Origin of the sequence: Streptomyces sp. NPDC060035, assembly GCF_042736635.1 — a bacterium.
Taxonomy (GTDB): Bacteria; Actinomycetota; Actinomycetes; order Streptomycetales; family Streptomycetaceae; genus Streptomyces.
Map to the genome: position 1 here is coordinate 20,242 of NZ_JBHWVO010000015.1, position 26,776 is coordinate 47,017.

19 protein-coding genes are annotated in these 26,776 nt (G+C 70.7%); 12 read left to right on the forward strand and 7 right to left on the reverse strand.

What is annotated here, in order from left to right; genetic code table 11:
- Positions 1 to 185 precede the first annotated feature (185 nt).
- Entirely contained in the window at positions 186 to 1,034 is an 849-nt protein-coding gene (locus ACFWBQ_RS23115; RefSeq protein ID WP_385492171.1) for a (2Fe-2S)-binding protein, read from the reverse strand.
- Between the two features lie 146 nt (positions 1,035 to 1,180).
- On the opposite strand from ACFWBQ_RS23115, the gene ACFWBQ_RS23120 reads away from it, so the two are divergent.
- Positions 1,181 to 1,930 carry a GntR family transcriptional regulator gene (locus tag ACFWBQ_RS23120; RefSeq protein ID WP_385492174.1) on the forward strand — a complete coding sequence of 250 codons (750 nt, stop codon included), beginning with the start codon at positions 1,181 to 1,183 and terminating at the stop codon, positions 1,928 to 1,930.
- 60 nt (positions 1,931 to 1,990) lie between these two features.
- Here the strand turns inward: ACFWBQ_RS23120 and ACFWBQ_RS23125 are convergent, their stop codons facing one another.
- Both ACFWBQ_RS23125 and ACFWBQ_RS23130 read right to left on the reverse strand, forming a co-directional pair.
- Positions 1,991 to 2,773 (reverse strand): hypothetical protein, encoded by a 783-nt coding sequence (locus tag ACFWBQ_RS23125; protein WP_385492177.1) that lies wholly within the window; start codon positions 2,771 to 2,773, stop codon positions 1,991 to 1,993.
- Between the two features lie 163 nt (positions 2,774 to 2,936).
- A complete protein-coding gene (locus ACFWBQ_RS23130) occupies positions 2,937 to 4,682 on the reverse strand; it encodes a PucR family transcriptional regulator (protein WP_385492179.1) in 1,746 nt (581 codons plus the stop codon).
- 272 nt (positions 4,683 to 4,954) lie between these two features.
- Here ACFWBQ_RS23130 and ACFWBQ_RS23135 point away from each other — a divergent pair, with 272 nt between their 5' ends.
- From ACFWBQ_RS23135 to ACFWBQ_RS23160, 6 genes are all read left to right on the forward strand, one after another.
- Entirely contained in the window at positions 4,955 to 5,845 is an 891-nt protein-coding gene (locus ACFWBQ_RS23135; RefSeq protein ID WP_385492182.1) for an FAD binding domain-containing protein, read from the forward strand.
- A gap of 2 nt (positions 5,846 to 5,847) precedes the next feature.
- On the forward strand, positions 5,848 to 6,438 hold the full coding sequence (locus ACFWBQ_RS23140) for a (2Fe-2S)-binding protein (RefSeq protein ID WP_385492185.1): 591 nt from the start codon (positions 5,848 to 5,850) through the stop codon (positions 6,436 to 6,438).
- A 2-nt stretch (positions 6,439 to 6,440) separates the two neighbouring features.
- On the forward strand, positions 6,441 to 8,858 hold the full coding sequence (locus ACFWBQ_RS23145; RefSeq protein ID WP_385492187.1) for a xanthine dehydrogenase family protein molybdopterin-binding subunit: 2,418 nt from the start codon (positions 6,441 to 6,443) through the stop codon (positions 8,856 to 8,858).
- Positions 8,859 to 9,072: 214 nt separating this feature from the next.
- Positions 9,073 to 10,530 (forward strand): NCS2 family permease, encoded by a 1,458-nt coding sequence (locus ACFWBQ_RS23150; RefSeq protein ID WP_385492190.1) that lies wholly within the window; start codon positions 9,073 to 9,075, stop codon positions 10,528 to 10,530.
- A 40-nt stretch (positions 10,531 to 10,570) separates the two neighbouring features.
- Positions 10,571 to 11,710 carry an XdhC family protein gene (locus tag ACFWBQ_RS23155; protein ID WP_385492192.1) on the forward strand — a complete coding sequence of 380 codons (1,140 nt, stop codon included), beginning with the start codon at positions 10,571 to 10,573 and terminating at the stop codon, positions 11,708 to 11,710.
- Positions 11,711 to 11,917: 207 nt separating this feature from the next.
- Entirely contained in the window at positions 11,918 to 15,577 is a 3,660-nt protein-coding gene (locus ACFWBQ_RS23160; RefSeq protein ID WP_385492556.1) for a S8 family serine peptidase, read from the forward strand.
- 245 nt (positions 15,578 to 15,822) lie between these two features.
- Here ACFWBQ_RS23160 and ACFWBQ_RS23165 read toward each other — a convergent pair whose 3' ends face one another.
- The 4 genes from ACFWBQ_RS23165 to ACFWBQ_RS23180 all read right to left on the reverse strand — a co-directional run bounded on the left by ACFWBQ_RS23165 (position 15,823) and on the right by ACFWBQ_RS23180 (position 21,398).
- The gene (locus tag ACFWBQ_RS23165) at positions 15,823 to 17,370 is read right to left on the reverse strand and encodes an N-acetylmuramoyl-L-alanine amidase (protein WP_385492195.1); all 1,548 of its coding nucleotides are present in this window, start codon (positions 17,368 to 17,370) and stop codon (positions 15,823 to 15,825) included.
- A gap of 217 nt (positions 17,371 to 17,587) precedes the next feature.
- Positions 17,588 to 18,319: a nitroreductase family protein gene (locus tag ACFWBQ_RS23170; RefSeq protein ID WP_385492198.1), complete on the reverse strand. Its 732-nt coding sequence runs from the start codon at positions 18,317 to 18,319 to the stop codon at positions 17,588 to 17,590.
- Between the two features lie 90 nt (positions 18,320 to 18,409).
- Positions 18,410 to 18,853, reverse strand: a complete 444-nt coding sequence (locus ACFWBQ_RS23175; RefSeq protein ID WP_385492558.1) for a nitroreductase family deazaflavin-dependent oxidoreductase — start codon at positions 18,851 to 18,853, stop codon at positions 18,410 to 18,412.
- 127 nt (positions 18,854 to 18,980) lie between these two features.
- Positions 18,981 to 21,398: an endonuclease/exonuclease/phosphatase family protein gene (locus tag ACFWBQ_RS23180; protein WP_385492201.1), complete on the reverse strand. Its 2,418-nt coding sequence runs from the start codon at positions 21,396 to 21,398 to the stop codon at positions 18,981 to 18,983.
- Positions 21,399 to 21,938: 540 nt separating this feature from the next.
- Between ACFWBQ_RS23180 and ACFWBQ_RS23185 the strand changes: the two genes are divergently transcribed.
- The 5 genes from ACFWBQ_RS23185 to ACFWBQ_RS23205 all read left to right on the forward strand — a co-directional run bounded on the left by ACFWBQ_RS23185 (position 21,939) and on the right by ACFWBQ_RS23205 (position 26,763).
- Positions 21,939 to 23,192, forward strand: coding sequence for an ROK family protein (locus tag ACFWBQ_RS23185; RefSeq protein WP_385492203.1), 1,254 nt, complete (start codon positions 21,939 to 21,941; stop codon positions 23,190 to 23,192).
- Positions 23,193 to 23,494: 302 nt separating this feature from the next.
- Positions 23,495 to 24,067: a flavin reductase family protein gene (locus tag ACFWBQ_RS23190; RefSeq protein ID WP_385492206.1), complete on the forward strand. Its 573-nt coding sequence runs from the start codon at positions 23,495 to 23,497 to the stop codon at positions 24,065 to 24,067.
- 13 nt (positions 24,068 to 24,080) lie between these two features.
- Complete coding sequence (locus tag ACFWBQ_RS23195; RefSeq protein WP_385492209.1) at positions 24,081 to 25,145, forward strand: ABC transporter substrate-binding protein; 1,065 nt, start codon at positions 24,081 to 24,083, stop codon at positions 25,143 to 25,145.
- Complete coding sequence (locus ACFWBQ_RS23200; protein ID WP_385492212.1) at positions 25,142 to 26,014, forward strand: ABC transporter permease; 873 nt, start codon at positions 25,142 to 25,144, stop codon at positions 26,012 to 26,014. The genes ACFWBQ_RS23195 and ACFWBQ_RS23200 overlap by 4 nt, the downstream gene beginning before the upstream one ends.
- A complete protein-coding gene (locus ACFWBQ_RS23205) occupies positions 25,990 to 26,763 on the forward strand; it encodes an ABC transporter ATP-binding protein (protein WP_385492215.1) in 774 nt (257 codons plus the stop codon). Before ACFWBQ_RS23200 ends, ACFWBQ_RS23205 begins: the two co-directional genes overlap by 25 nt.
- Positions 26,764 to 26,776 lie beyond the last annotated feature (13 nt).

Consider the following 26,776-nt stretch of genomic DNA (forward strand, 5'->3'; position numbering starts at 1 on the left):
GTAGGGCTTATCGGGCGCCATTGTGACGGAAAAACCGCATAGCTCAGGGGGGTTTGGGGGCAAGTAAACCCCATGGGGGTGGCTGGGCTCATCGATGGGTGGAATCTTCTCGAACATCCGCATAGGGGAAGCGAGTTGCGTTCGAATACGGGTCGCCCGGATGGGCGGTGTGAGTCGGCCGGGGCTCAGGGGGCGGGTTTCAGCTTCCGGACACGGTCGGCGTCGCAGGTGCGCGGGCAGGTGACGCAGGTGTCCTCGGGCCGCAGCGTGTAGAAGAGGCAGCAGCTCGCCCGGTCGCGGGTAGGCAGCGGCTCACCGTCCGGGCCGGTCAGCTCGCGGAAGCCTGCGGTGCCCACGTACGGCTCGGTGGTGCCTGGCAGCAGCAGCTCCAGCTCGTCCATCGCCCGGCGCTCCTCGCCGAGCAGGTGGGCGATGTACCAGAGGCCCTCGACGATCTCGTCCGTCGCCATGCCCCACAGCGCCCGCTTGCCGCGCCGCATGCGTGGTCCGAAGCCGTCGAGCACGGGGCCGAGGTGTTCTGCCACGGCGTCGCGGACCTCGGCCCGCAGCGCCGCCTCGTCCGGGACGATCCGGGCGCCCGGCAGCATCGCCGCCGGATCGTCGGGAAGGCAGGCGAACTCGCGCACCCGCACGGTCAGATGCCCCAGGGCCCGCTGGAAGGAGACGTCCTGGACGGGAATCCGCGGCACCCGGCGGTGCAGGAACCACGGAACGGTCACCAGCAGGCAGGCGGGCCACGAGTAGCGGTGAAGTCCGAAGCTGGCCACCACGTCGGGGCGTGCCTGTGTGCCGTAGTCCCGGAGTACCTGCGCGCTGTCCCAGGCCAGGAAGGCGTCCAGGGCGCCGCCGCCCTCCGCGAGCTCGGCAGCGCCCACCCAGCCGGCGCCCGACGGTGACTCCGCGTCGTCGGCGAGCACCTCGGCGCGCAGCACGGGGAAGACCTCGGCCAGACGCGCGTACGCCGCCGTCACGGGGGACGGGGCGGTGGTGGTGAGCAGGGTGGAGACGGTCATGCAGGGACCACCGAATCACGATCGTTTGCAGGTAAGCCTTACCTTACCCGAATAGATCGATGTTTGAACTGCGGCCTCCTCCGCCTATCGTGCACAGAGGGCAGGCCATACGCGAGGCGGGCCCGCGGCAGGCCGAGGAGGTCCGGGTGGAGCAGGGCAGAGCGCGTGAAGGCGTACGCCCGCCGTACGTGTCCACGGGGATCCCGCAGGACGTCCGCGTTCCCGAACAGGCACGCGGCGAGCACACCCACAGCGAGCCGCCCGCCCCCCGCGTGGTGCAGCGGCACTCCGTACGCGGCCAGATCCTGGACGCCCTGCGCGCCGCCCTCGTCGACGGCGAACTGGCTCCCGGGCAGGTCTACTCCGCCCCGGCGCTCGGCGCACGGTTCGGCGTCTCCGCGACGCCGGTGCGTGAGGCGATGCAGCAGCTGTCCATCGAGGGAGCCGTCGAGGTCGTACCCAACCGTGGCTTCCGGGTCAGCGAGCGGGGCCCGCGCGAGCTCTCCGAGCTCGCCGAGGTGCGCGCCCTGATCGAGGTCCCCGTGATGCTGCGGCTGGCCCGTACCGTGCCTGCGGGCAGCTGGTGCGTGCTGCGCCCGCTGGCCGACGCCACGGTCGCGGCCGCGGCGGTCGGCGACCGGGCGAGCTACGCGGAGAGCGACCGCGCCTTCCACCGCGCCGTTCTCGCGCTCTCCGGCAACAAGCAGCTCGTGATGGTCGCCGACGACCTCCACCGCCGCTCGCAGTGGCCCCTGGTCAGCAACCCCGCCACCCGCCGGGCCGATCTTCTCGCCGACGCCTCCGAGCACACCGCGCTGCTGGACGCGCTCATCGCGAGAGATCTCACGGTGGTGCAGTCGCTCGTGCGCGAACACTTCACGGGCGCGGAGGGCTGACCCTGCGCCGACCCCGACCCGGGTGGGCCAGGGGCGGCGCACCGACCCCGGCCGCGGCGGTCAGTTGGCCTCCACGGTCTGTGGGGCCGGTGGCTCGAGCCGTGGGGCCAGCCACGTCGGTACGCCACCGAGGAGCCGGAACAGCCGGCCCGCCTCGGCGCGCAGCCGGCCCGCCTCGGGTTCCGTCTCGGCGTCCGCGAGCGAGATGAGGGCCGGGGCCGTACCGACGAGATAGCCGAGTTCCTCCCTTATCCGCAGCGACTCCGCGAAGCCGTGCCGTGCCTCCGCGAGCTCACCCTCACGCAGGGAGAGTGAGGCCAGGTGCCGCCAGGTGAACGAGAGCAGCAACTCGTCACCCTGGGCCGTGGCCCCGGCGTGGGCCCTGCGGTACGCGGCGCGGGCGGACTGCGGCGCATCGGCGATGTTCTGGGCGATCAGGCCCCGGCGGAAGTCCAGCAGGGGGCGGCCGGGCGCCCCTGGGGCGAGCAGGGCCGCTGCCCGGCTCAGCGCCACGCTTGCCTCGTCGGCGCGGTCCCGTGCCCCGAGCAGGGTCGAGGCGTACGCGAGATAGCCGCGCTCACAGGCGGCCGCCCCGCGCTCGGTGTTGTCCTGGGCGAGCGCCTCGGCCGTGCGCAGCGCGTCCTCGGCTTCGGTCCAGCCCGTGCCGGTGTAGAGGCACTGCTCGGTCAGCAGAGAGGTCCGCTGGAGAGCGGCGGCGGCATCCGTGGCCGCATGGGGTTCCAGCAGCGCAGCCGCGTCCGTCCAGCAGGCGCGTGACCGCAGCCGCCATACCGCTGTCTGGAGCGGCGGATCGTCATCTGCTGTCGTTCCGGAACCAGACATGGCGGTATACGCCACGTTGCCCTCCCCGAGCGCGCCATTGAGCTGTTGAGTCTGGCCGCATCTCAGCACGGAATGGCACGCCGGGCCAAGGGGTGGGATCAATGTCAGGTGAAAGATTTCACAATCGACCGGGCCGCGGCGGTGCTGTGGCAGTGCCCGGAAGTCAGCTCATGCGCAGGGCGAGGAAGAAGTCGAGCTTGTCCTCGAGGCGCGAAAGGTCACGCCCCGTCAACTGCTCGATGCGCCCGACGCGGTAGCGCAGCGTGTTGACGTGCAGGTGCAGCCGGGCCGCGCAGCGGGTCCAGGAACCGTCGCAGTCCAGGAACGCCTCCAGCGTCTCGATCAGCTCCGCGCGATGCCGCCGGTCGTAGTCGCGCAGCGGGTCCAGCAGGCGGGCGGTGAAGGCCCGGCGGACGTCGTCGGGGACGAAGGGCAGCAGCAGGACGTGCGAGGCGAGCTCGTGGTGGCCGGCCGCGCAGACCCGGCCCGGGCGTGCCGCAGCGACGCGGCGGGCGTGCCGGGCCTCCTCCAGTGCGCCGCGCAGTCCTTCGGCCGAATGCACGGCGGCGCTGACACCCAGTGTCAGCCGGCCGTCGTCCGCCAGGCCCGCCGAGAGCGGTTCGCGGACGGTGGCGAGGAGGGCATCGGCGTGCAGCGCGTTGTCCTGCCGCTCCGGGGTTCCCTCGGGCGCGTCCGGGCCCCCGGCGCCGGCGGAGCCGGAAGCGGGCTCCGCCGGCGGGGAGACGGCGGGCAGCGGTACGAGGGCGATGGCCTCGTCACCGGTATGGGCCACGGCGATGCGGTCCGCGGAGTCGGGTCCCGCCACGACGGGGTCGACCAGGATTTCCTCCAGCAGCGCCTGGGCGATCTGGCCGCCGGGAAGGTCCGGGCCGGAGTCCGTGCCCTCGCCCGCCCACTCGACCCGGGCCACCACGACCTGCCAGTGCGGCGCCGTCCCGAGGCCGGGCAGCAGGACCGGGGCCGCGACCCGCAGCCTGGCCGCGATCTCGGCCGGGGCCGCGCCCGTCTGGACCAGCTCCAGAACCTCCTGGGCGAGCCTGCGGCGCACCGTACGGGCCGCGTCGCGACGGTCCCGTTCGACCGCGATCAGCTGGGTGACGCCCTGGAGCAGGTCGAGCCGTGCCGTCGGCCAGTCGCTCGCGTCGGCCTCCACGGCCAGCAGCCAGTCCGAGAGCACCGACTCCCGCACGTCACGGGACGGGCCCGGGACGGAACCCCGGCCGCTGTTCCGGATCGGGAACAGCGAATACGTCGTACCGCCCACCTCGGCCCGGTGCGGGCCCCGGCGGCCGGTGCGGGTCGCCGCGAGATGCTGCGCGGCCAGTGCCGCACCCACGGGACCGGACAGGGGTTCGCCGGCCCCGGCGATCCGGCGGCCCGTGGGGGAGAGGACCCAGGCGCGCAGATCCAGGTCGGAGGTCAGGAGATCGAGGACGACCTCGGGGCCGCCGCCCGCCGGGCCCGAGGTCATCAGCCGGCGGTGCCGGTCCACGACGGCGGCGAGGTCTCCGGCACGCTCACCGGAGACCTGGCGCACCACATGCTCAGTGATCGTTGCAAATGCAACAATCTCGTCGACGGCGAAGAGCGGGAGCCTGTGCTGCAGGCACGCCTCGATCAGATCGTCGGGAACGGCCCCGAGCTCCGCCTCGCCCGCCGCGAGCCCGGCGACGCCGGCACCCGCCAGGATCCGGACGAACGGCTCCGAGTCCGCCGCGCTCCGGCGCCAGGCCAGGCCCGTGAGGACGAGCTCACCGCCGGAGAGATAGCGGCTCGGGTCGCGCAGATCGGTCGTCATCACGCCCCGGACCGAGCGGTCCAGCTCGTCCTCGCCGCTGAGCAGCTGCAGGCCCAGCGCGTCGGTGTCCAGCAGTGCGCGCAGCCGCATCTCGATTGCCGCCGATCTTTTTCGTTGGTGCGGGGGACAGCGGGGGATACCTGTGAATTGCGGTGAGGTTTCCGTTCCCCGCCATTCGTTCGAATCTACAAGACAGGGAAGGGGACCAGCCAATTCCTTCATGGTTTCGGTGACTGCACCGAGTGGAGCAAGGCTTGTGTACTGGGTCACACACCGTGTCAACAACACAGCAACGACCAGTCGAGGGCCGGCCGTCCCCAGCCCCCAGCCGAACGACCCGATTGAGAAGAAGAGAGCCACTCATGGACTTCCTTCGCCCCGCCAGCTGGGAGGAGGCGCTCGCCGCCAAGGCCGAGCACCCGACGGCTGTGCCCATCGCGGGTGGAACCGATGTGATGGTCGAGATCAACTTCGACCACCGGCGGCCCGAGTACCTCCTGGACCTGAACCGCATCGGTGAGCTGTCCGAGTGGCAGGTGGGCCAGGACACCGTCCGGCTCGGCGCCTCCGTGCCGTACAGCGCCATCATGGAACACCTCAGGACCGAGCTGCCCGGCCTTGCCCTCGCCTCGCACACCGTCGCCTCGCCGCAGATCCGCAACCGCGGCGGCGTCGGCGGCAACCTGGGCACCGCGTCACCCGCCGGTGACGCCCACCCGGCGCTGCTCGCCGCGGGCGCCGAGGTCGAGGCCGAATCCGTACGAGGCGCGCGGATGATCCCCATCGACGCCTTCTACACCGGCGTCAAGCGCAACGCCCTGGAGCCGGACGAGCTGATCCGGGCCGTGCACATCAAGAAGGCCGACGGCCCTCAGCAGTTCTCCAAGGTCGGCACCCGCAACGCGATGGTCATCGCGGTCTGCGCCTTCGGCCTCGCCCTCCACCCGGAGACCCGCACGGTCCGGACCGGCATCGGCTCCGCCGCGCCCACTCCCGTGAGGGCCAGGGAGGCGGAGGAGTTCCTGAACGCCGCGCTGGAAGAGGGCGGATTCTGGGAGAGCGGCAAGATCATCACCCCCTCCGTCGCCAAGCAGTTCGCGCAGCTCGCCTCCGGCGCCTGCAACCCCATCGACGACGTACGGGGCACCGCGGCCTACCGCAGGCACGCCGTCGGCATCATGGCCCGCCGCACGCTGGGCTGGACCTGGGAGCAGTACCGCGGCGCAGACCGCACCCTCGAAGGAGCTGCTTAACCATGCGAGTGAATTTCACGGTCAACGGCCGGAAGCAGGAAGCCGACGACGTCTGGGAGGGCGAGTCCCTCCTGTACGTCCTGCGTGAGCGCATGGGGCTTCCGGGCTCGAAGAACGCCTGTGAGCAGGGCGAATGCGGGTCCTGTACGGTCCGCCTGGACGGTGTGCCGGTCTGTTCCTGTCTTGTCGCAGCCGGACAGGCCGAGGGCCGCGAGGTCGTCACCGTCGAAGGCCTCGCGGACTACGCCAGGCACCGCGAGGACGCCCACCCCGGCGCCGGCTGCGCCGCGGGTGCCTGCGGCACCTCGCTCGACGCCGCCCAGCGGTGGCAGGCCCGGCCCGGGGACGGGCAGAGCAGCGAAGAGCTCTCCCCGATCCAGCAGGCGTTCATCGACGCGGGCGCCGTGCAGTGCGGCTTCTGCACCCCCGGCCTGCTGGTCGCCGCCGACGAACTGCTCGAAGCGCAGCCCTCCCCGTCCGACCAGGACATCCGCGAGGCGCTCTCCGGCAACCTCTGCCGCTGCACCGGTTACGAGAAGATCCTCGACGCGGTCCGCCTCGCGGCCGCCCGTCAGGAAGAGGCGGTCCGATAGCCATGGCGCTGCATCCACGAGCCGCCTCCGGGCCGGCCGGTACCCCCACCAAGATCACCCAGGGCTCGAAGACCAAGGGCGGAATCGGCGAGTCCACCCTGCGCCCCGACGGCACCCTCAAAGTCACCGGTGAGTTCGCGTACTCCTCGGACATGTGGCACGAGGACATGCTGTGGGGCCACACGCTCCGCTCCACCGTCGCGCACGCCGAGATCAGGTCCATCGACATCGGCGAGGCCGTCGCCACGCCCGGCGTCTACGCCGTGCTCACCTATGACGACCTGCCCACCGCGGTGAAGAACTACGGCCTGGAGATCCAGGACACCCCCGTCCTCGCCCACGGCAAGGTCCGTCACCACGGAGAGCCGGTGGCCCTCGTCGCCGCCGATCACCCCGAGACCGCGCGCCGCGCCGCCGCGAAGATCAGGATCGAGTACGCCGAGCTGCCGGTCATCACGGACGAGGCGTCCGCGACCGCACCCGGTGCGGTCCTGGTCCACGAGGGCCGCACCGACCACCACATCGGCCACGTCCCGCACCCCAACATCGTGCACCGCCAGCCGGTCGTCCGCGGCGACGCGGACGCCGCCGCACAGCGGGCCGACGTCATCGTCACCGGCGACTACGTCTTCGGCATGCAGGACCAGGCCTTCCTCGGTCCCGAGTCCGGCCTTGCGGTGCCGTCCGAGGACGGCGGGGTCGAGCTGTACGTCGCCACCCAGTGGCTGCACTCCGACCTCCGCCAGATCGCTCCTGTCCTCGGACTCCCCGAGGACAAGGTCCGCATGACGCTCTCGGGTGTCGGCGGCGCCTTCGGCGGCCGCGAGGACCTGTCGATGCAGATCCACGCCTGCCTGCTCGCGCTGCGCACCGGCAAGCCCGTCAAGATGGTCTACAACCGCTTCGAGTCCTTCTTCGGACACGTCCACCGGCACCCGGCGAAGCTCCACTACGAGCACGGCGCCACCAAGGACGGCAAGCTCACCCACATGAAGTGCCGCATCGTGCTGGACGGCGGCGCCTACGCCTCCGCCTCCCCGGCGGTCGTCGGCAACGCCTCTTCGCTCGCGGTCGGACCGTACGTCGTCGAGGACGTCGACATCGAGGCGCTCGCGCTCTACTCCAACAACCCGCCTTGCGGCGCCATGCGCGGCTTCGGCGCGGTCCAGGCGTGCTTCGCGTACGAGGCGCAGATGGACAAGCTCGCCGCGGCCCTGGACATGGACCCCGTAGAGCTCCGGCAGCTGAACGCGATGGAACAGGGCACCCTGCTCCCCACCGGTCAGCGCGTCGACTCGCCGGCCCCCGTCGCCGAACTGCTGCGCCGCGTCAAGGCCCGCCCGATGCCGCCCGAGCAGCAGTGGCTCTCGGCCGACGCGGAGGGCAGCTCCGTCGACGTACGCGCACTGCCCGGCGGACTGTCCAACACCACGCACGGCGAAGGGGTCGTGCGCGGCGTCGGCTACGCGGTCGGCCTCAAGAACGTCGGCTTCTCCGAGGGCTTCGACGACTACTCCACCGCCCGGGTGCGGATGGAGGTCATCAACGGCGAGCCCGTCGCCACCGTGCACACCGCGATGGCCGAGGTCGGGCAGGGCGGCGTCACCGTCCACGCCCAGATCGCCCGTACCGAACTCGGTGTCAGCCAGGTCACCATCCATCCGGCGGACACCCGGGTCGGCTCGGCCGGATCCACCTCCGCGTCCCGTCAGACGTACGTCACCGGCGGCGCCGTGAAGAACTCCTGCGAGGCCGTCCGGGAACAGGTCCTGGAGATCGGCCGCCGCAAGTTCGGTACGTACCACCCGGCGTGGGCGACGGCCGAACTCCTCCTGGAGGGCGGCAAGGTCGTCACCGACGGCGGCGAGGTCCTCGCCCCGCTGGCCGACGTACTGGAGGGCGAGGCGGTCGACATCGAGCTGGAGTGGCGCCACCGGCCCACCGAAGCCTTCGACCTCCGCACCGGACAGGGCAACGGCCACGTCCAGTACTCCTTCGCCGCACACCGCGCCGTCGTCGAGGTCGACACCGAACTCGGCCTGGTCAAGGTCATCGAACTGGCCTGCGCCCAGGACGTCGGCAAGGCACTCAACCCGCTGTCGGTCGAGGGGCAGATCCAGGGAGGTACCACCCAGGGGCTGGGTGTCGCCGTCATGGAGGAGATCCTCGTCGACCCGAAGACCGCGAAGGTGCGCAACCCCTCCTTCACGGACTATCTGATCCCCACCATTCTCGACACCCCGACCATCCCGGTCGATGTGCTCGAACTCGCCGACGACCACGCCCCGTACGGGCTCCGCGGTATCGGCGAGGCCCCGACCCTGTCGTCCACCCCGGCCGTCCTCGCGGCGATCCGGAACGCGACAGGTCTGGAGCTGAACAGGACACCGGTACGCCCCGAGCACCTCACCGGTACCTGACGGCCCATCAAAACCCTCCGGGCGGTGCGTGCCTGCCGTGAACGTCACACTTCCCCGCGCCGCGCACCGTCCGGAGAGCACGCACAACCGCTCCACCTGCAAGAAGAGTTCGTCTCGGGCCGTCCCCCGGGTCGTGCCGCCGCGCAGTCATCCCAAATCCCGCAATCACGAATCTCCACGCGGGTGCCCCTGTGAACCTTGGGAGTCAGGCAACATGACCCAGCAGTCAGTGCAGGCCAAGACGAGTGCGGAGGACGCGGGCCCCGGCTCGCGCGTCCCCGCCGGACGGTCCTGGCTCGACCGGTACTTCCACATATCCGAACGGGGATCGACCGTCGCGCGCGAAGTGCGCGGCGGCGTCACGACCTTCATGGCCATGGCGTACATCCTCCTGCTCAACCCGCTCATCCTCGGTGGCAAGGACGCCGACGGCCAGCTGCTCAGCCAGCCGGGACTCATCACCGCCACCGCGCTCGCGGCGGCCGCCACCACCCTGCTGATGGGCTTCGTCGGCAAGGTGCCCCTCGCCCTCGCCGCCGGTCTCAGTGTCTCCGGTGTGCTCGCCTCGCAGGTGGCGCCGGCCATGACCTGGCCGCAGGCCATGGGCATGTGCGTGGTCTACGGGCTGGTGATCTGCCTGCTGGTCGTCACCGGCCTCCGCGAGCTGATCATGAACGCCATTCCGCTCGCGCTGAAGCACGGCATCACCATCGGCATCGGCCTCTTCATCGCACTCATCGGGCTCTACAAGGCCGGATTCGTCCACAAGGGAACGGCGACCCCGCTCTCCCTCGGCCCCGCCGGCGAACTCGCCGGCTGGCCCGTACTCATCTTCGCCGTGACCCTGCTGCTGATCTTCATGCTGCAGGCGCGCAACGTCCCCGGCGCGATCCTGATCGGCATCGTCGCCGGCACTCTGGTGGCGATCGTCGTCAACGCCGTCGGTGACATCGACCCCAGGTCCTGGAGCAGCGGCCCGCCCGAGCTGGGCGGCAGCGCGGTCTCCCCACCGGACTTCTCCCTCTTCGGGGACGTCGAGTTCGGCGGCTGGGGCGACGTCGGCGTGATGACGGTCGGCATGATCGTCTTCACTCTGGTGCTGGCCGGGTTCTTCGACGCGATGGCCACCATCATCGGCGTCGGTACGGAGGCGAAGCTCGCCGACGACAAGGGCCGGATGCCGGGCCTGTCCAAGGCGCTGTTCATCGACGGTGCGGGCGGTGCGATCGGCGGTGTCGCCGGTGGCTCCGGCCAGACCGTGTTCGTCGAGTCGGCGACCGGGGTCGGGGAGGGCGCCCGCACCGGGCTGGCCTCCGTCGTCACCGGACTCTTCTTCGCCGCGTGCCTCTTCTTCACCCCGCTCACGGCGATCGTGCCGGCCGAGGTGGCCTCCGCCGCCCTGGTCGTCATCGGCGCCATGATGATGCAGAACGCCCGGCACGTGGACTGGAGCGACCGCTCCGTCGCCATCCCGGTCTTCCTCACCGTGGTCCTGATGCCGTTCACGTACACCATCACCACCGGTGTCGCCGCGGGCGTCATCTCGTACGCTGCCATCAAGCTCGCCCAGGGCAGGGCCCGTGAGGTCGGCGCCTTCATGTGGGTCCTGACGCTGGTCTTCCTCGTCTACTTCGCCCTGAACCCGATCGAGAGCTGGCTGGGCGTCCACTGACGCCACCGCCCTCCGCACCCCTGTCAGAAGGAGACACGCCATGCTGGACATCGCCGACGAGCTGCACCGGTGGGTCGGGCAGGGACGCGCGTTCGCCGTGGCCACCGTGGTCGCCGTCGGCGGCAGCGCGCCCAGGCAGCCGGGCGCCGCGCTCGCCGTCGACAGCGAGGGCACGGCCATCGGATCGGTCTCCGGCGGATGTGTGGAGGGCGCGGTGTACGAGCTGTGCCGGCAGGCTCTCCAGGACGGCACCACCGTGCGGGAGCGGTTCGGCTACAGCGACGAGGACGCCTTCGCGGTCGGACTGACCTGCGGCGGCGTCATCGACATCCTCATCACCCCGGTGCGCGCGGACGATTGCGCGCGCCCGGTGTTCGCCGCCGCGTTCGCCGCTGCCGCCGAGGGTGCGGCGGCAGCGGTCGCCCGCGTCACCGACGGGCCCGCGGACCTGCTCGGCCGCCCGCTGCTCGTCCACCCCGACGGCAGGTACGAGGGCGGGCTCGGAGGCCACCCCGATCTGGACCGCACGGCCGCCGCAGAGGCCCGCGCGATGCTCGACGCGGGCCGCACCGGCGAGGTCACCATCGGCGCCGACGGCTCGCGCTGCGGCCGGCCGCTCTCCCTGCTCGTCGAATCGAGCGTCCCGCCGCCCCGGATGATCGTCTTCGGGGCCATCGACTTCGCCGCCGCCCTGGTCCGGGCAGGACGCTTCCTCGGCTATCACGTCACCGTCTGCGACGCCCGCCCCGTCTTCGCGACCGCCGCGCGCTTCCCGGAGGCCGACGAGATCGTCGTCGACTGGCCGCACCGCTACCTCGCGGGCACCGAGGTGGACGCGCGCACGGTGCTCTGCGTGCTCACGCACGACGCCAAGTTCGATGTACCGCTGCTGGAACTGGCGTTGCGGCTGCCGGTCGCCTATGTCGGCGCGATGGGTTCGCGCCGCACCCATCTGGAGCGCAACGAGCGACTGCGCGAAGCGGGTGTGACCGAGCGGCAACTGGCCACCTTGCACTCGCCGATCGGGCTGGACCTCGGCGCCCGTACGCCCGAGGAGACGGCCCTGTCGATCGCGGCCGAGATCGTCGCCGACCGGCGCGGCGGCAGTGGAGTACCGCTCACCGGCGCCCACACCCCCATCCACCACGAGGACGAACCACCGCTCGCTTCCGTGGCCTGAACAGGCCCCGCGGCGGCGGCCGGGCGGCGGGCGGGTTGCCGCCATGGCGGGTTCACGTCAGTCGTGAAATCGCCATGGCTGTGTCTCAACCGGTAGATCAGCTGCATGACTCTTCTACCCTCCTTCGTTTCCGGCCGGGCGAGACCCGCTCGCGCGGGGCGCAGGGCCCTGCTCATAGCGACCTCGGTCGCCCTCGTGAGCGGCGCCATGCTTCCCGCGGGGGGCTCCGCCACCGCCGCTCCGCAGCCGCCTTCCACCGACGGCCGCTCCGAGGCCCCTGCCAGGAGCTACGAGGTCACCCTCGTCACCGGTGACGTCGTCCACTACACGGACGGCGCGGGCAACCAGGACACCGTGACCGTGGACCGCCCCGACGGCGCGGCGGGCGGTGTGCACATGCAGCAGGCGGGCGACGACATCTACGTCCTGCCCGACGAGGCGACCGCGCTGATCGCGGCGGGGAAGCTGGACCGTCGGCTGTTCAACATCTCGACCCTGGTCGAGATGGGATACGACGACAAGCGCTCCGGCGGCATTCCGCTGATCGCCACCTATCCCGCGGGCACGGCACGTTCGCTGCCCGCCGCACCGCGCGGCAGCGAGACGGTCCGCCGGCTCGAGTCGGTGAACGGTGCCGCGCTGAGGGCGGACAAGGACGACGCCCGCGCCTTCTGGAGCGACATCGCTCGTACGCAGAAGAGTCGTTCGCTGGACAACGGCATCGCCAAGCTGTGGCTCGACGGCAAGGTCGAGGCGGCGCTCAAGGACTCGGTTCCGCAGATCAACGCCCCGCAGGCGTGGGCCGCCGGCTTCGACGGCAAGGGCACCACGGTTGCCGTCCTGGACACCGGTATCGACGCGACGCACCCGGACGTCAAGGACCGCATCCTCGAGTCGAAGAGCTTCGTGCCCGGCCAGGAAGTCCTCGACAAGCACGGCCACGGCACCCACGTCGCCTCCACCATCGCGGGCTCGGGCGCCGCGTCGGACGGCGTCAACAAGGGCGTCGCTCCCGGCGCGGACCTGATCATCGGCAAGGTCCTCAGCGATGAGGGATCCGGCGCCGACTCCGGCATCATCGAGGCCATGGAGTGGGCGAAGGCCGAAGGCGCCGACGTCGTCTCCATGAGCCTCGGATCCAGCATCCCGGACGACGGCACCGACCCGATGGCCCAGGCCGTCGACGCGCTCTCGGCGGACGGCGGCCCGCTGTTCGTGATCGCCGCGGGCAACGCGTACGGCGCGGGCACGATCGGCGCACCCGGGTCCGCGGCGAAGGCACTCACCATCGCCGCCGTCGACAAGCAGGACAACCGCGCGGACTTCTCCTCCATGGGCCCGCTCACCCGGTCGAACGGACTGAAGCCCGACCTGTCCGCCCCGGGCGTCGACATCAACGCGGCCGCCTCGCAGGCGGTCCCCGGTATGACCGAGATGTACCAGCAGATGTCCGGTACGTCGATGGCGACCCCGCACGTCGCCGGCGCCGCGGCCATCCTGAAGCAGCGGCACCCCGAGTGGTCCGGCCAGCGCATCAAGGACGCGCTGATGAGCACCTCGAAGCAACTGCCCGACTACACCCCGTACGAGCAGGGCACCGGCCGCCTCGATGTGAAGGCGGCCATCGACGCGACCGTCGAGGCCACCGGCTCCGTGGCGGCCGCCTCCTACGACTGGCCGCACGCGACGACCGACCCGGTCGCCGAACGGACGATCACCTACCGCAACACCGGTACGCAGGACGTCACCCTGGACCTGGCCCCGGACACGGACTCGCCCGCGTACACGGTCTCGACGCCGAAGCTCACCGTTCCCGCCGGATCCACCGCCGACACCGTGCTGTCGCTGGACCCGTCGAAGGTCGAGGCCGGCACCACGTTCTCCGGCCAGGTCGTCGCGAAGAACGCGTCCGGCGCGACCGTCGCGCACACCGGCTTCGCACTGAGCAAGGAGCGGGAGCTCTACGACCTCACGTACAAGCTCCGCGACCGCGCGGGCAAGCCGATGGACGGCTATGTCGTCCTCGGTGAACTGAACGACCCGTTCGCCGCCCTCAACGTCGTCCCGGTATCCGGCGACACCACGCTGCGGCTGCCCCCGGGCACCTACACCTCCTGGGCCGCCGTCAACATCGACGGCGACCGCCCGGACTCGAAGGCCGTCGCCTTCCTCATGGAGCCCGAGACGGTCCTCGACAAGCCGACCACCGTCACCCTGGACGCGTCCAAGGCCCGCAAGGTCAGTGTGCGGACGCCTAAGGAGACCGAGACCCGGCAGCTGCGCTACGACATGGCGCGCACCGCACCGAGCGGCATGGTCTTCCGTGACGCATTCCAGATCCCGATGACGTACGACCAGCTGTGGGCAACCCCCACGAAGAAGGTCACCCAGGGCAGCTTCAGCTTCCTGACCCGCTGGCGCCAGGGCGAGAAGCAGATCGACCTGTCGGTCGACGGCCGGGACGTGCCGGTGGCCGTGCAGGGCGGTGCGCGCATCGCCGAGGACGGCAGCCAGAAGCTGGCCGCTGTCTTCGCGGGCAACGGCGCCGTGGCCGACTACCAGGGGCTGGACGTCAAGGGCAAGGCCGTCGTGGTACGCCGCAGCGACGCGGTCGCCGCGGCCGACCGGCTGGCCAACGCGCTTGCCGCGGGCGCCAAGGCTCTCTTCGTCGTCAACGACGGCCGCGGTGTGGCGATGGAGCAGTACACCGAGTGGGGCACCACGACCACCATTCCGGTCGCCTCGGTGCAACAGCTGGCCGGCGAGACCCTGATCAAGGAGGTCACGCGGGGCGAGAAGCTCAGCATGACCCAGCGCAGGTTCGCCCGGTACGTGTACGACCTGGTCGACCGCCACAACGGCACCGTCCCGGACCGCTCGCTGGCGTTCGCCCCGTCGGCCCGTGAACTGGCGAAGGTGGAGAACACCTTCTACGGTCACAAGGCCGCGCTCGGCGGTGGCTACCGCTACGACATCCCGGACTACGGTCCGGGCCTCGGCTTCGCCGAGTACGAGAAGTTCCCCGCCACCCGTGACGAGTGGGTCACCCCGCTTCCGGGCGACTCCTTCTGGTACGAGGACCACTCGGTCCTCAACGCCACGGAGACCGGTTTCGCGCTCGAGATGCGCAGCGGCGAGATGGACTACACGGCGGGTCGCACCTACCCCGCCGACTGGTTCGCGCCGATCAGCCGACCCCGTCTGGGCACCGGCTTCTGGGGTCCGTTCCGTTCCGTCAGCAACGACATGCAGTTCAACTTCACTCCGTGGACGGACTCGGGCGCGGGCCACTCGGGCTCGATGCCGGAGGACGAGTACGACACCACCACCACCGCCTTCTACCAGGGCGACACGCTGATCCGGAAGGTTGCGGGCCGGGCCGGGTACATCGGTGACCTGTCGGCGGAGAAGCTGCCGTACCGCTTCGTCCTCGACTCCACCCGTGACGGTGACATGTGGAAGACCTCCACCCGCACGCACACCGAGTGGAGCTTCGTCTCGGGCCAGATGGACCAGAACGGTCCCTGGCAGGCCGACCTTGCGCTGCTCCAGCTCGACTACAAGGTCGACACCGACCTCGCCGGTGACGTCGAGGCCGGCCGGTGGACCGAGATCGGTCTCGCCTCCGGTACGCAGGAGTGGCTGGAGGGTGCGGTGACGGCGAAGAAGGCCTCGCTGTCGGTCAGTTACGACGACGGCAGGACCTGGAGCGCGGTGCAGCTGAACAAGGGCTCGGCCGGCGAGTGGACCGCACGGTTCAGGACCCCGGCGAAGGCGGGCGGCTTCGTGTCGCTCAAGGCACACACCGAGGGGCCGGGCGGCCTCGCCGTCGACCAGGAGATCATCAGGGCCTTCGGCCTGAAGTGACCTGCTGACAACGGTATATGAGGCGGCCCCGCACGAGGTGCGGGGCCGCTTCCCGTGTGCGCGGCTCCTCCTGTGCCAGGCCGCTCCCCGGACCGTCCCATGCCGTCCCCCGACTCGGCCCCGTGTCTGCCCGCTCTCCCGTCATCGCCCCGGGGAGCGGGGGCCCGGCACGAGTACCGGTACTCAAAGGGCCGGGCGGGCCTGTGCGCGGTGCGCACGGGCCCGCCCGCAGAGGTGGCGGAGAATCAGAGCCCGGCCTGCAGCGCCTTCCATGTGTCGGGGCCCACGCTGCCGTCCACAGCCAGCTCTCGCGCGTCCTGGTACAGACGCACGGCCGTGCCCGTCGCCGAGCCGAAGCTTCCGTCTATGGCGACCGTCGATCCGAGCGCCGCGGTCAGCGCCCGCTGCAGCCGCTTCACGGCATCACCGCTCGCACCTGTGGTGAGGGTCGGTGTGGTACCGGCCGACAGCAGCGCGGTCCAGGTCTTCGGGCCGACCGTCCCGTCGGCGGTGAGCTTCCGAGCCGTCTGGAACGCCTTTACGGCGCTCTCCGTGACCCCACCGAAGGTGCTGTCCTCGGCACCTGCGTTGTACCCCTGCTTGTTGAGCAGCTGCTGAACGGCCTTCACCTGGGCACCCGTCGAGCCCAACCGCTGGGTCGCGTACGAGGTGAAGCTCAGCCCGTCGACGGCGCTGCCACCGCCGGCGGCGACCAGCTGCATGTAGTAGGTCCAGTTCCAGTTGACGCCCGGGTCGGTGTGGTCGTTCCCGGGTGCCTCGCTGTGCCCGATGATGTGGGACCGGTCCTTCGGGATCCCGTACCGGTTGCACAGATACGCGGTCAGCGCCGCCGAGGAGCGGTACATCGAGTCGGTGAACCACGAAGGGTTGTCGACGAAGCCCTCGTGCTCGATGCCGAGCGACGAGGCGTTGGCGCTCTTGGCGTGGTAGCCGGTGTCTTTGTCGCGCACCATCTGGGTGATCTCGCCGTCGGAGGAACGGACCACGTAGTGGGAGCTGACCTGGGACGCGGGGTTCTGGAACCAGCTGATGGTGCCGGCGTACGAGCCCTGCGTGACGTGGATGACCACCTTGTCGATGGTCGCCGACCGGCCGGTCGCGTAGTTGGCGGCATTCGCGGGGACCCACAGCGCCGAGGGGTAGTCGGGGCTCTGGGCGGTCACCCCGGCCGTGGCCAGAGCACCCTTCTCCGGGGCGACCGGGCGGGAGGTGACCGAGATCCGTTCGCCGCCGGGAACCGTCGTCCGCAACCCTTGGGCGAGGAAGGTGTAGACGGTGTCCGCGTAGAGCGCGGAGACGGCGCCCTTTGCCCCGCTGTAGCGGGCGACGGCCGGGTACCAGGCGTCGATGTCACGACGCTCGGCGCTGTCCAGGCCGAGCGCGTCGGCGTGGCTCCGCAGCACGGCCGCGCCGCCCAGGATGTTGGCCTCGGTGTCCTGGCGCAGATCGGCCGCCGATTTGCCGGTCAGGGCGGAGGCCTTGTCCAGGGAGCGGTTCGTGGGGCTGCTGACGAGGTGCATCACGCCGTAGCCGCCCGCCTGGCTGGGGCGTCCGGCATGCCCGTCCAGGTGCGTCTCGCCGTAGCCGACGGCGGCGAGCAGATCGCGTGGTACGCCGAACTCCTCGGCCGCCCGGGCGAAGGCCCGGTTCATGGGGTCGGTCCCGGCCGGGGCGGCAGGGGCCGGGTGACCGGAGGCGACGACGGCGGTGACGGTGAGAGCCGCCAGAACAGCTGCGCGTCCCCGGGTGTGGCCGGCGGGGCTTCTGGGCATACCTGCTCCTGGTCTGTGGGGGGAGGAAGGACCCCCGGCCCCGTTTTGGGGTGGGCCGAGGGCGCGAGCCCGCACAGGCTATCGATCCGATCAGGGCATGACAATGCCGATTCAGCGTGTCCAAATCCCTTTCACTCCAATGGAGTTGGGGTGATTCCGGCACCCCCTGGCCCGGGCTCCGGCACCCCCGGCCAGGGGGTGCCGGAGCCCTGTGCGGCTACCAGCGGTCCCGGTGGATGACATCCGCCACCGGGCGGCGCCGGACGGGCCCGAAGTTGCCCTGCGGCCACCCCACCGGAATGGCGGCGAAGGTCTCCATGTCCTTGGGGATCCCGAGCGCTTCCTTCCACTCCTGCTCCAGCATCAGATGCCAGATGGTGAGGTTGGCCGCGAGCCCCAGGGCCCGTGCGGCGAGCAGGATGTTCTGGACACCCGGATAGACGCAGGAGCCCTCGGCGAGCGCCTGGAAGCGCGTCTGCGCGTCCGTCATGTGCGCGAGCCCTGCCGGGCCGAGCGCCTGCGCATAGACCTGCAGGCCCTCGTCGTCGAACTGCGGCTCCGGGAACCTGTAGCAGGGGATGATCAGCGCCGGAGTGTCCGCGAAGTGGTCACGCTGGTATTCGATCGCCGCAACCATCCGGCCGTACGCCGCGTCGTCCATGCCCTTCGGCGCATACTTGCCGGTGGTTGCCAGGTAGGCGTCCACACAACGCTTCCACAGCGGGGCCAGACGGGCCATCACCTCGCGGTCGGTGACGACGACGTACTCGTAGCACTGCATGTTTCCGCCGCTGGGTCCCCAGACGGCTGCCTGTATGAGCTGCTCGATCGTCTCGTCCGGCACGGCGTCCGGCTTGAGACGGCGCATGGCGCGCATGGTGGACATGGTCGGGAAGAGTGCGGGTCCGTCAAGGGCGGACGCGTCGGCCTGAACCGTTTCGAAGGTCATGATCGCGGAGTTTACGCATCAAGGAACCCCGCAGACAGGCCCGTTGGCGGCCGGCTCCGCCTGCCCGTCCGGCCGGCGAGTCCGGGCAGGTCAGCGACGTCGGAGCCGCACCACGGGGATGTCGCGGCCGGTGCCCTGCTGGTACTGCGCGTACCGGGGAAAGACCTCCACCAGGTGCGGCCACACCCGGGCCTTCTCCTCGGGCGGGAGGGTCTCGGCGAGTGCCGGGAAGCGCTCCGTGCCGACCCTGAGCTCGACGGCGGGATCGGACTGCAGGTTCAGGTACCAGAGCGGATGGCGGTCCGAGCCGCCGTTCGACCCCACGATCAGGTAGTCGTCGCCGTCGCGCCCGTACATCAGCACCGTGCGCCGCACCGCCCCGCTGCGCCTGCCGACGCAGTCCATCAGCAGACACGGGACGCCGAGCTGGGTCGTGCCCTTGGTGCCGCCGGAGGACTCGTACAACTCGGCCTGGGCAGCAACCCAGTTCGTCGGACTGAGTCGTACCGCCCCGTCGTGCTTCTCCGTCGCCATGACCGCTTCTCCCACTCGTGCCCCGGTGTGCGCGTCCATCGTGTCACTCCTCGCCGCACCGGGCGCCCGAGCGGGGTCGGCCGAACGGGGTCCGGGGGCGGCCGGCACCGGCCGCCCCCGGGGGCGGTCAGTGCTTGTGGCCGCCCTTGCCGTTCACATCGACCCGCACGATCTGCGGGTCGTGGTCGCTCGCCTGGTCGGCGAACTCCGCGTTGATGTGCACCACGTCGTAGTCGAAACGGCGGATGGCGGGGCTGGTCAGAATGTGATCCAGCGTCTGCGAGTTGCCGTCGTACACGTAGCTGTACTGCTCGCTCCTCGGCAGCGTCGTGATCAGCGGCTTGAGCACCTTGCCGCTGGTCAGCGCGTCCATCGTCGGCGAGAACGCGAAGTCGTTCAGATCCCCGAGCGTGATCACCCGGGCCGACCCGTCCGCCTTCAGCAGCGAGCGGACGAAGGTGTTGACCTCGGCCGCCTGCTGCACCCGCTTCGTTTCCGAACTGCGCACCGGTTCCTGGTAGCGCCCGTGCAGGGGCTGGTCGCCGCCCTTGGACGCGAAGTGGTTGCCGATGACGAAGACGGGCCTGCCGCGGAAGCGGAACTCGCCCACCAGGGGCTTGCGGCTGTCGTCCCAGGCCGCACTCGTCGGATTGATCCGGCCGGGCGAGACGGAGAGCGTGGCGCCCTTCTTCGTCTTCACTGCGGTCACGGCGGTGGTCGCGTCGCCGCCCTCGCGGTCCACGAAGTCGACCCGCTCGGGGTTGAAGAGGAAGACGTTGCGGATGTTGCCGCCGGGCTCGCCGCCGTCCTTGCCGTCCTCGGGTGCGACATAGCGCCATGCGTACTGCGGGCCGCCCGCGGCGACGATCGCGTCGGTGAACCGCTTCAGCGTCGCGTCGGAGCCGACCGTGCCGTCGTTGACCGCGCCGTTGTCGTCCTGGATCTCCTCCAGCGACACGATGTCGGGGGAGGAGAGACTGACCGCGACACCCTCGGCGAGTGTGTCGAACTTGGCCTGCTCGTCAAGTGCGTCGAGGTTCTCCACGTTGTACGTGGCGACGGCGAGCTCCCCCCGCTTCTGCTTCCGCGTCACCTCGCGCCGGAGCCCGTTGTCGGTGAGCGTGCCGAGCTCGGTGGCCTGGAGGTTGTACCCGCCGAACGACGCGTAGTCGATGACGCCCGTGGTGGAGCCCGAGAGCTCATCGCCCACGTCGGCCACCGGGACCGGCTGCGCGGCGTTCAGCGACATCACCTTGATGCGACCGGTGTTCTGGTCCGTGTACGAGGCGTAGAGCGTGCCGCCGCGCCGGGTGCGGTTCTCCCTCGGCTTGACCGTCACCCAGACCTCGTCGTACGCGGTCGTCGCACCCGTCACCCGGGTGTCGGCGATCGTGACACGGGCGCCCTCGACCGACTCGTACAGATCCAGGGCGTACGCCGCAGGGTCCAGGGCCAGTGCGTCGATCGACCCGCCGCCGGCCGTCGGTACGTAGGCGTCGGGCACCGAATCCGCGTCGAGGACGACGGCCGCCGGCAGGGCGTTGCCCGAGGACAGGACCGTGGTCTTCGGTGCGGTGAGCTGGGTGAGCGACTGGGTGGTGGAGGACGGGTAGTACTCGGCCACCTTGCCACTGACCAGTACCGAGTCGCCCACGGCGACGGCCGGGGCGGCGGAGCCGGTGTAGACGAACAGGCCCTCGCTCGTGCGTGCGTCGGCGTCCGGTGCGGTGTCCTGGATCCAGAAGCCGCGCGAACCGCTGGTCCGTACGCCGGTGACGGTGCCGGGGACACCGGTCACCGACTGGCCCACGAGCGGGGAGACACGCGTCGTTCCCTGGATGTCGTGCACCCGCACGGTGCCGGGCTCGGTCGGTCCGCCGGGCTCGCCGGGGCCGGATCCGCCGGAGGTCCCGCCGGCCGCGTTGACCGGCGTCGGGGTGCCCGCGGCCAGGTCGGCGGCGTTGTCGTCGGTGTCCGCGAGGGACGTACCGCGTGCCACGGAGGCGGTGGCCGAGGCGCCTGTGGCCGGGCCACTGCCCTCCCGTACCACTGCCGAGCCGTAGCCGACGAGGTCCACGATCCGGGTGTCGACGGCACAGTCCGCGGCCGTCCTGCAGGTCAACGGTGTCGTACCGGAGACCAGCGCGACGGTACCGCTCGCCGCGGACATCGCGACCGTGCCGGTGGCGTCAGCAGTCGGCAGCGCCACCGTGCCGCCGGTGCCGGCGGCCTGCGCGACGAGATAGCGGCCACCGGGCGCGACAGCGCCGGACAGCTCGGAGACCTGCCACAGCGAGCCGGCGGACGGGGTCCCCGGCAGGTACTGGACGCTGAAGCCCGACAGGCCGAACGGGGTCGAACCGGCATTGGCCAGCTCGATGAAGTCGCGGGTGAGCGTCGCACCGGAGTTGCCGCCGCCGCCGTACACCTCGGAGATCACAGCGGTGGAGGACGGGGCCGCGAAGGCGGCGGGCAGCGCGGTCACCGAGAGTGTTACGGCGACGGCGCCGGCCAGCAGGGCGGAGCCGGGTCTGGCTATGTGCACGGGAACTGCCCCCAAGTTGTAGTGAGGTGGCAAAAACTATGCGCGTAGACCAGGAGTGACAAGGCATCACGAGGTTAATTCCTGGAAACGCCCCGGTGTGCGACCGCCGCCGCCGGTTCGTGTCAAGCGCGGACATGTCGCTGTCATACGCTTTCAACACCCCTTCATCGCGCCGCAATACGTGCGCAACACGCGTCCCTGGACAGGCGTCCCAGCATGCGGTCAGTGGTTTGACCGGCTTACGCCGTTCCGGCTACGTTGCGCGGCATGCAGCGATCCGCACACCTGACGACGCGAGGTCATGTCGACCTGAAGCGCGTGTGCTCCGCGGCGTGTCACCGGGCCTGAACACACGGAGCCCGCGAGAGCCGCCCACGGGGACACGTTCCTCCGGCGCGCTGCGGGCGCCCCGCCGCACGGGAGAAGCGGAATCCGCGCCGGACCGATACCGGCCGGTTCCGCCACGAGGCCCCCCCGCACCTTCGCCGGGGCGAGCCCGCACCCGTACCGCCCGCTGCCACCGAGGACTGGAAGACACCTGTGAAGAGTCTGCCTGCGCCCGCCCGCCGCACCCGTCCGCTGCGTCGCTCGGACATCCCCGCGGCCGGACCGGCCCGCCGTGCCTCCGGCACGGGAGCCGTGCTGAGCGCGATCCTCGACCACGGCCCGGTGGCCCGCTCCACCGTCGCCCGCGTCACCGGCCTGTCGCCCGCCTCCGTGACAGGACACGTGGGACACCTCGTGTCCCGCGGTCTGGTCCGTGAGAGCGAGGAGACCACCGGTCCGCGCGGGCTCGGACGCCCCCACATACCGGTGGAGATCGACACCGGCCGGTTCCTGGTCGCCGGTGCCCACATCGCCGTCGCACACTCGACGGTCTCCCTGATGGATCTGCGCGGCCGGGTCGTGGCCGAGGACCGCAGACCGCACCGCAGCACGGAACCCCGCAGCATCCTGGCCGACCTGGCCGCCCGGCTGCCCCGGCTGACGGCGGCTCACGCGGACGGGCGGACCGTCCTGGCCCTGGGCGTGGCCACCGGGCACCGGGTGGACTCCGCCGCCGGAGTGGTCGTGGAGCACCCTCATCTCGGCTGGCGCTCCGTGCCCGTACGAGAGATCCTGACCGACGCAACCGGGCTGCCGGTCCATGTGGACAGTCATTCACGGGCCTTGGCGCGGGCCGAGCAGATGTTCGGTGAGGTGTCGACACGGGCCAGCACGGTGCTGCTGTTCATCGGCGCGGTCGTGGACGCTGCCTTCGCGACTTCGGGGGAGCTGCACCGGGGCCCGCGCTCCGGAGCGGGCAGCGTGGCCCATCTGCCGCTCGGGCCGGGCGGGTCGGGTGACGCGGAGCCCTGTAGCTGCGGCCGTACCGGGTGCCTCCAGTCCGAGGTCTCCGAGCGCGCCATGATCCGTCGGGCAGCCGAACAGGGCCTGTACGTCGAGTCGTTCGGTGAGCTGCTCGACCATGCGATGGCGGACGAGCCGCGCGCCGTGGCGTTGTTCCGCCGCCGCGCCCGACTGGTGGGCCGGGCGGCGGCGCTGCTGCTCGACATGTTCGACCCGGAGTGCCTGGTGGTGGTCGAGCCCGGAGCGGGCCGGCTGCCGCAGTGCCTCGCCGATCTACGGGCGGAGGTGGCCGAGCGCTCAGGGGTGTGCGACGACCCGGAACGTGCCGTGGTGCCGAGCAGCTTCACCGGATCGGTGCTGGCCACCGCGGGTGGTGCGGTCGCGCTCGGCGCGCTGTACACCGACCCGCTGGGGCCGTGGCCCGCGCTGCCCGCGGTGTCCTGACCACCTCGGCGAATACCGACTTAATTCAGATCGTTGCATTGTTGACCCGCCCTTGCCCCGAACGGGAAGATGGATTCATGACCAGCCGACAGCGGAATTCAGGGAATGTGCCCCCGGTGGCACCCTCCTGCCGCGCGGCTGCGCCGGTGAGCGATATCGCCCGGCACTCCTGTTGTCGCCCCTGTCCGGGTAACCGATAACCCTCAGCTGAATTTCCGTGCGGTCCGCACCCCTGTGCGTGTTCACCTTGCCGCCCGTCCGTTTGTGCACCCATTTTCCGCCTTTCCGACCGGGGAGAGACGTTGACCGTCACTGTGTCTTCGTATGCCGCTGTCCAATCAACCGAAGCCGCCGCGCCCGGCATTTCCACCGAACCCGGCGTGCCCGGCATCGCCCCGGAACGCTTCAAGCAGGCCTTCCGCAGGTATCCCGCAGGTGTGGTCGTCGTCACCGCCGACGCCGGCCACGGGCCGGTCGGCTTCACCGCCACCTCGCTCACCTCGCTGTCGCTCGCCCCGCCGCTGGTCTCCTTCGGCATCGGGACTACGACCTCGTCCTGGCCGCACATCGAGCGGGCCACCACCGCGGTGGTGAACTTCCTCGGCGTCGAACAGGAGGCGCTGGCCACCACGTTCGCGACGAGCGGCATCGACCGCTTCGCCGCGCCGACCCGGTGGAGCCGACTGGCGGGCGGTGAGCCCGTGCTCGGCGGGGTGGCCGGCTGGCTGCGCCTCACCGTCCAGCACATCATCCCGGCGGGCGACCACCGCATCGTCGTCGCCCGGGTCGAGGAGTCCTGGCTCGACGAGGGACGCAGCCCACTGCTGTTCCACGACGGCTCCTACCACTCCATCCGCCCCACGCACGACCAGTGATCAGGAATTCACCATGACACGCCATGACACACAGCGGACTCTTGCCCGCCGATCGTTCCTCGCACTGGCGGGCGGAACCGTTCTGAGCCTCGCCGCCTGCTCTCCGCAGACCAAATCCGTGGCCGACGCGGAACCCGCCGGCGCTCTGCCTTCGGGAGACCCGCCGGCCGGCACGAAGCTGACCATCGCGGTCCGTACGGCGCGACTCCAGTTGGAGCCGGCCGGGCTGGCGAAGGAACTGAACTTCACCGTTTCGGATTGGCCGAACCTCTCTGCGGGTCCCGATATCATCCAGGGCTTCCGTGCGAAATCGATCGACCTGGCCACCAATGCGGGAATCCCGCCGATCCAGGCACACGCCATCGGTGTCGGAGCGAAGATTGTCGGGGTACAGGTCCGGAAGAAGCCGACGTACGTTTTTGCGACGGCACCCGGATCGTCCATCAGGAATATCGAGGACTTCCGGGGCAAGAAGATCGGGTTCTCCCAGGGCCAGGCCCAGGGCGTAGTGGTCCTGCGCGCACTGAAGGACGCGGGTCTGAGCAACAGTGACGTCGAGCTCGTCGCCCTGCCCAGCACCCAGTTCCTGACCGCTCTGCAGTCCAAGCAGGTGGATGTGGCCCCGCTCGGTGAGCCGAGCATCACCAAGTACCTCAGCCAGTACGCCAAGGACGGCGCCCGCGGGGTGAAGACAGAGGTCGTGGACCTGCTGACCGTGCTCTGGGCGCCGAACGAGGTCCTCAACGACCCGGCGAAGGCAGCGGCGGTGCGCAGCTTCATACCGCTGTGGGCGCGGGGCCAGGTGTGGGCGTGGGAGAACAGCGACGAGTGGATCGACACGTACTACGTGAAGGACCAGGGCGTCACCAAGGAGGACGGCAAGCGCATCGTCGCCGCCCTCAACAAGCCGCATTTCCCGCCCAATTGGGACGAGGCCATCGCCTGGGAACAGGAGACCGCCGATCTGCTGGCCGAGGGCGGCTTCGTACCCGAGCAGAAGGCGTCCGAGCTGTTCGACCGCCGATTCGAAGGGCTGGCGGCCAAGGCCGTGGCCGCCGAGTACCGGGAGGGGTCATGACGGATCTGCTGTCCAAGGCACGCGAGGCCGGACCGGAGGCCGCGGAGGCTCCGCAGGCAGCCGCGGAGGCCGCACCCGTATCCCGCGGCACCCGTCGGCGGCTCGGCCCCGGCCGGTCCCTGCCCTTCGGGCGGCTGATCGGGCCCGTGCTGCTCGTCGTCGCATGGTGGGCAGCATCCGCCTCCGGCTATCTCGACCCCCGCATCCTGTCCTCGCCCGGAACCGTGCTCGCCACCGCGGGCGATCTGATCTCCACCGGCCGGCTCCAGGACAACGTCCTGATCTCGCTCCAGCGCGCCGGACTCGGCCTGTTCTTCGGGGTGTCGGCCGGTGTGATCCTGGCCGTGGCGGCCGGACTGAGCCGCAGCGGTGAGTACCTCCTGGACGGTCCGCTCCAGATCAAGCGGGCGATCCCGTCCCTGGCCATGCTCCCGCTGCTGATCCTCTGGCTCGGCATCGGCGAGCAGATGAAGGTCACCGTGATCGCGCTCGGCGTCGCGGTGAACATGTACATCAACACGTACGCCTCGCTGACCGGCATCGACAGCAAGTACGTGGAGCTCGCCGAGGGCCTCGACCTGGGCCGCTGGCAGTTCATCCGCAAGGTCGTCGCCCCGGGCTCGCTCCCCGGCTTCTTCGTCGGCCTGCGCCTCGGAGTCACCTCGTCCTGGCTCGGCCTCATCGTGGTCGAGCAGATCAACGCCACCAGCGGCATCGGCTACATGATGTTCCAGGCCCAGCAGTACGCCCAGTCCGACGTGATCATCGTGGGGCTGGTGGCCTACGGGATCTTCGGCTTCGCCTCCGACGCGGCGGTACGCGCAGTCGAAAGGAGGGTCCTGTCATGGCGACGCACACTGGCGGGCTGACGGAGGCCCGGCCCGGGGCCGGCACCAAGGACGAGCAGCCCGCGGTACGCACGACAGGGCTGGTACGCAGGTTCGGCGACCGGGTCGTCCTCAAGGACCTCGATCTGACCGTGGCGCCGGGGGAGTTCACCGCGCTCCTCGGCCGCAGCGGCTCCGGCAAGTCCACCCTGCTCCGGGCCGTGGCCCGCCTCGACCACACGGTCGAGGGATCCGGCGAGCTCCTCGTACCCGAGCGGGTGTCCCTCTCCTTCCAGGACTCCCGTCTGCTGCCCTGGCTGCGTGTGCTCGACAACGTCGTCCTCGGTCTGCGCGGCCCGAAGGCCCGCGAACGGGGCCTGACCGCGCTCGCCGAGGTCGGTCTCGAAGGCCGCGACCGCTCCTGGCCCCATGAGCTGTCCGGCGGCGAACAGCAGCGCGCCGCACTGGCCCGCGCGCTGGTCCGCGACCCCGAACTCCTGCTGGCCGACGAGCCCTTCGGCGCCCTGGACGCACTGACGCGGATCAAGATGCACGGACTTCTGCGCGAACTGTACGAACGCCACCGCCCCGCAGTGCTCCTGGTGACCCACGACGTCGACGAGGCCGTCGAACTGGCCGAGCGCGTGCTCGTGCTGGAGGACGGCCGGATCTCGGTGGACCTCAGGATCGACCTGCCGTCCCCGCGCTCCCGTCGCGACCCGCGCTTCCAGGAATACCGCGACACGCTGCTCGCCGCCCTCGGCGTGGCACAGCCCCAGCTCACGAACTGAATCCCCGAGGAGA